This is a genomic window from Moritella viscosa, from assembly GCF_900120065.1.
Classification (GTDB): Bacteria; Pseudomonadota; Gammaproteobacteria; order Enterobacterales; family Moritellaceae; genus Moritella; species Moritella viscosa.
In genome coordinates this window covers 1-1,047 of the sequence record NZ_FPLG01000121.1, presented here as the reverse complement: position 1 = coordinate 1,047, position 1,047 = coordinate 1, and the positions used below count along the sequence as shown (strand labels likewise).

The window sequence follows — 1,047 nt, the reverse complement described above, 5'->3', positions numbered from 1 at the left end:
GATTTATTTAGTCCTGGTCGCGCTAGTTTTGTTGTTACTTGCGAGCATGAACCCAAAGGTATCGTGGAATTACACCTTGGTTATCGGGTAGATAAACTGCAGCCTTATTTTATGGGCGTGATTGAATCTAAATATCAATCATCCGGTCGTTGGTATCTGACTTGTCGTGAATTACTCGGTGCATTATCACTGCCGGCTAACATGGCCATTCGTTTTGCAACGATGAAAGATGTGCTTGAACAGCTTGCGGTTACCGGTCTTCATTTTATTTATCCAGATGTTGATTATATCAATCAGCCCGTTCCTTGTTTTTATCATCAAGGCGACGGTATATCTGTATTACGTCAGTTAGGGAAAATATACCAGGTACCGGATTATATTTTTCAGCAACGCCCCGATGGCAAAATCTACGTAGGCAGCTGGCATGATTCGGGCTGGGCCAAGTCGGTCATCACTGATTTTTCAGAACACCCAATTAAACCAATCAGCTCGAGTAAAGGTGAATTAATTGCGATCCCTAAGTTACGTCCAGGACTAAAACTTAATGGCCGTTACCTTAGTGAAGTGACATTAACAGGAAATAAGCAGGTTATCAGATGGTCAAAAACGCTATACGCCGCTTAGTATTACGTTACTTTCCCGAATTAGGACAGCGTAAACACTTACCGCAATTGGCTCGAATCGAGAAAATTTATGATATGCCGGTTAATGGCGCCAGTGTAAGCAGTGCATTTCGCGGCTATAAAGCGGCTGACATTCAATTGTTAGATGCGGTGACGGGTAAGCCCTTAGCTGTTCCTGTCTTTGAACAAGTGAGTATTGCATCAGGGCAGGGGCATGAACATGGTCTATTCGTTGAACCTACACCAGGCATGCAGTGCTTAATTCAATACATTGATGGTTTGGATTCATTGCCGGTTATTACGTCGCTTTTACCCTGGCATACCTTGGTACCCGATCATCGTTCAACCGATGTAAGCCTGCAGCAATCACACCGCAGTAAATTAGTTGGCACTAATGGCGATTGGCAGCTGCAGACAGATGGTG

Annotated in this window: 1 protein-coding gene and 1 pseudogene; both read left to right on the top strand. The window is 44.0% G+C overall.

What is annotated here, in order from left to right; translation table 11 throughout:
- Positions 1-624, top strand: a 624-nt coding sequence (locus tag BT797_RS20400) for a hypothetical protein (protein ID WP_075473292.1), incomplete at its 5' end; no start/stop codon positions are given.
- Positions 597-1,047, top strand: a pseudogene (locus BT797_RS20395) (hypothetical protein); the annotation flags it as partial. The gene BT797_RS20400 and the pseudogene BT797_RS20395, both read left to right, overlap by 28 nt.